Annotated in this window: 3 protein-coding genes; all 3 read left to right on the plus strand. The window is 37.9% G+C overall.

The genetic code is table 11. From position 1 onward, the window contains the following. Positions 1-303: 303 nt before the first annotated feature. From phsA to phsC, 3 genes are read left to right on the plus strand one after another with little or no spacing between them, the layout of a single operon-like run. Entirely contained in the window at positions 304-2,583 is a 2,280-nt protein-coding gene (phsA, locus tag AACU95_RS04565; RefSeq protein WP_017627977.1) for a thiosulfate reductase PhsA, read from the plus strand. Between the two features lie 14 nt (positions 2,584-2,597). Further along, entirely contained in the window at positions 2,598-3,176 is a 579-nt protein-coding gene (locus AACU95_RS04570) for a 4Fe-4S dicluster domain-containing protein (protein WP_004243779.1), read from the plus strand. Further along, positions 3,173-3,940, plus strand: a complete 768-nt coding sequence (gene phsC, locus AACU95_RS04575) for a thiosulfate reductase cytochrome B subunit (protein ID WP_004248413.1) — start codon at positions 3,173-3,175, stop codon at positions 3,938-3,940. The genes AACU95_RS04570 and phsC overlap by 4 nt, the downstream gene beginning before the upstream one ends. The last annotated feature ends 152 nt before the right edge of the window (positions 3,941-4,092 follow it).

A 4,092-nucleotide genomic window follows, 5' to 3' on the forward strand; every position in this document is an offset into this window, starting at 1 on the left:
AAGAATAAATCATTCCTATAACCATATGAATATTAAAGGCATGGTTGTTTTTTTATAAAACTCTTAATTCATTTCCTTTAACAATAACCAGCCCCTAACTAATGCCTTAGAAGAAAATAATTATCATTTTATTTTGTCTCTATTTGTTAAATTATTTTGTGATATTTATTAACTTCTTTGTTGCTATTATTTATTATTTCCAACTAACTCATCACTTATTAATGAATAAATTGAAGACACCATCAAATATTTATTTAACCAACTGTATATAATATTTAGCTATAAGAAGAAACTGGAGGTTATATGAGTATTAGTCGTCGTTCTTTTATTAAGGGGATGGGTATAGGATGTGTTGGGTGTACGGTGGGAAGTTTACCACCAGGGGCCCTCGCACTTAATCCAGTAACATCTCTTAAGGGTCAGTCTAAATTAACACCAAGTTTGTGTGAGATGTGTTCTTACCGTTGTCCTATAGAAGCTCAGGTTGTTAATAACAAAACTGTCTTTATCCAAGGTAACCGAAATTCACCACATCAAAAAACTCGAGTCTGTGCGAGAGGAGGCAGTGGTGTTAGCCTTATTTATGATCCGAAACGCATTGTAAAGCCCATGAAACGCAAAGGCCCTAGAGGTGCCGGAGAATGGGAAGTTATTAGCTGGGAACAAGCTTATACAGAAATTGCCGAAAAGATGGCAAGCATCAAACAACATTATGGTGCTGAAAGTATCTTTTTCTCATCAAAATCAGGTTCTCTTTCCTCTCATTTATTTCATTTAGCGGCGGCATTTGGGTCACCAAACACCTTTACGCATGCATCAACTTGTCCTGCGGGCAAAGCCATTGCTGCATCGGTAATGATGGGTGGTGATTTAAAAATGGATCTCGCAAATTCTAAATATATTCTTTCTTTTGGTCATAATCTTTATGAAGGAATTGAAGTTGCAGAAACCTATGAATTAATGACGGCACAAGAGCGTGGTGCAAAATTAGTCAGTTTTGATCCTCGATTATCCGTTGTTTCCAGTAAAGCAAATGAGTGGTTTGCTATCCGACCAGGTGGCGACTTACCTGTTCTAATGGCCATGTGTCATATTATGGTAAAAGAAAATCTTTATGATAAAGATTTTATAGAAAAATTTACTGTCGGTTTCCCTCAATTGGTGGAAGTATTACAAGATACCACGCCTGAATGGGCACAAGCTCACTCTGATGTTCCCGCAAAAGATATTATTCGCATAACACGTGAAATTGCAGCTAAAGCTCCTCACGCATTAGTTATGCCAGGCCATCGCGCAACCTTTAATAAAGATGAAATTAATATGCGCAGAATGATCTTCACCTTCAACGCCCTACTGGGAAATATTGAACGTGAAGGTGGCATGTATCAAAAGAAAGCTGCTGCAAAATATAATAAATTAGCGGGCATCGACGTTGCCCCTGAATTAGCTAAACCAACCGTTAAAGGCATGCCTAAAATTACGGCAAAACGAGTCGATGCTACAGCGCCTCAATTTAAATATATCAATAAAGGCGGCGGTATTGTTCAATCTATCATTGACTCTACACTCCATGGTGTACCTTACCAAACCAAAGCTTGGATTATGTCACGCCATAATCCATTTCAAACAGTAAGTTGCCGACCTGATCTAGAAAAAACAGCCCAAAAACTCGACTTAATTGTCAGTTGTGATGTGTATTTAAGTGAAAGTGCATCTTATGCAGATTATCTGTTACCAGAAAGCACTTATTTAGAAAGAGATGAAGAGATTTCTGATGTCTCTGGTTTAAATCCTGCTTATGCATTAAGACAACAAGTTGTCGAACCTATTGGTGATACCAAACCAAGTTGGTTAATTTGGATGGAATTAGGAAAAAAACTGGGGTTAGCAAGTTATTATCCTTGGGAAAACATGGGAGTTCGTCAACTTTATCAAGTTAAAGGGGATGAAAATCTCTATAAAGAGATCCACCAAAAAGGCTATTTATCTTATGGTATTCCGCTGCTTTTACGTGAACCATCCTATGTAAAAGCCTTTGTTGAACAATACCCAGATGCTATCAAACATGTTGATAGTAACAATATGATGGAAAAATCTCTTTCTTTTAAATCACCAAGTGGTCTTATTGAGATCTATTCGGAAGAGTTAGAAAGTCTATTAGAGAATTATGGTATTCCTCGTTTCCATAACTTCCCATTAAAACAAAAAGATGAACTCTATTTTATCCAAGGAAAAGTCGCAGTACATACCAATGGTGCGACTCAATATGTACCTTTATTAGCAGAGCTAATGTGGAAAAATCCTGTCTGGTTACATCCTGATACCGCAAAAAGTCATGGAATTAAGCATGGTGATGAGATCATTTTAGAAAATAGCGTAGGCAAAGAGAAAGCCCATGCCTTAATTACGACAGGTATTCGTCCTGACACGGTGTTTGTCTATATGGGGTCAGGTTCTAAGACTGGCGAAAAAACGCCAGCAACCACGAATGGGATCCACTGCAGTAGTTTATTACCTCATGAAATTAGCCCTGTTTCAGGCACTGATGTACATACTTCAGGCGTCAAAATTAGTCTGGCTTAAGGAAAAAAATAACGATGAATAGCAACTCTAAACAATTTGTCATGCTACACGATGAAAAACGTTGCATTGGCTGCCAAGCTTGTACCGTAGCATGTAAAGTCATCAATGATATTCCTGAAGGATACAGCCGACTACAAGTACAAATTCAAGGCCCTCATAATGATGAGGCAGGAGATCCACATTACCAATTTTTCCGAGTTTCCTGTCAACATTGTGAAGATGCGCCTTGCGTTTCTGTCTGCCCTACAGGTGCTTCATTTATTGATGAAAATGGCATTGTACAGGTTAAAAAAGAGCTCTGTATTGGCTGTGATTACTGTGTTGGTGCTTGTCCTTATCACGTTCGATATATCAATCCATTAACACACATTGCTGATAAATGTAATTTCTGTGCTGATACTCGACTAACAGAAGGTGAGTTACCCGCTTGTGTAACGGTATGTCCAACTGATGCATTGGCATTTGGTCGCATTGACTCACCCGAGATCCAAGCTTGGATCAAACAGAAATCCGTTTATCAATACCAATTAGATAATGTCGGAAAACCAAATTTATTCCGCCGTAAAGAGATCCATCAGGGAGATAAAGCATGACAAGTATCTGGGGAGCCGAACTCTATTATACGCCAGATTACTGGCCTGTATGGTTAATTGCAGCAGGTTTGATCATTGTCGCCATGATAGCCATATTGGTGCTACATGGTTTTTTACGTTATGCACTGGCACCTAAGCAAAGTGGTCACTATGAAGAAGAGCGTGTTTACTTATACTCTAAAGCCATTCGTTTTTGGCATTGGGGTAATGCCTTACTGTTCATTCTTCTATTAATCAGTGGATTGTTAGGCCATTTTTCTATCGGTAATGTTCCATCGATGGTACTACTACATAAAATCTGTGGTTTTATTCTCATCGCTTTTTGGATAGGTTTTGTTGTAATTAACCTAACCACAAATAATGGTGTACATTACAAAGTCAGACCGCAAGGATTAATTGGACGCTGTATCAAGCAAGCTCGCTTTTATCTTTATGGTATTATGAAAGGTGAACCACATCCTTTTGCCGCGACTGCAACAGATAAATTTAACCCTCTCCAACAACTTGCTTACTTAGGTGTTATGTTTGGGTTAGTTCCACTACTTCTTATCACAGGCGTACTATGCTTATACCCTGAAGTCTTAGGTTATGGCTATTGGATGTTAAAAGTACACTTTATATTAGGCATCGTTGCACTCATGTTTATTTGTGCACACTTCTACTTATGTACTTTAGGCGATACCTTTACACAAACATTCCACAGCATGATTGATGGGCATCATCGACATCAAAAACATGGTGAAAGCACAACAACAAAAAATTGATTATCCCTTGTTGATAATTATTAATATCCTCATGCCTGCTTATCGAGCAGGCATTTTTACGTATTGGTATTTTTAGCTAAGATCACTGATACGTAAAAATACAGATTATTCTCCTATTCACTACGATTTTTTTATTTATTATTAACAGAACA

It is taken from the genome of Proteus sp. G4415, assembly GCF_963896075.1.
GTDB lineage: Bacteria > Pseudomonadota > Gammaproteobacteria > Enterobacterales > Enterobacteriaceae > Proteus > Proteus mirabilis.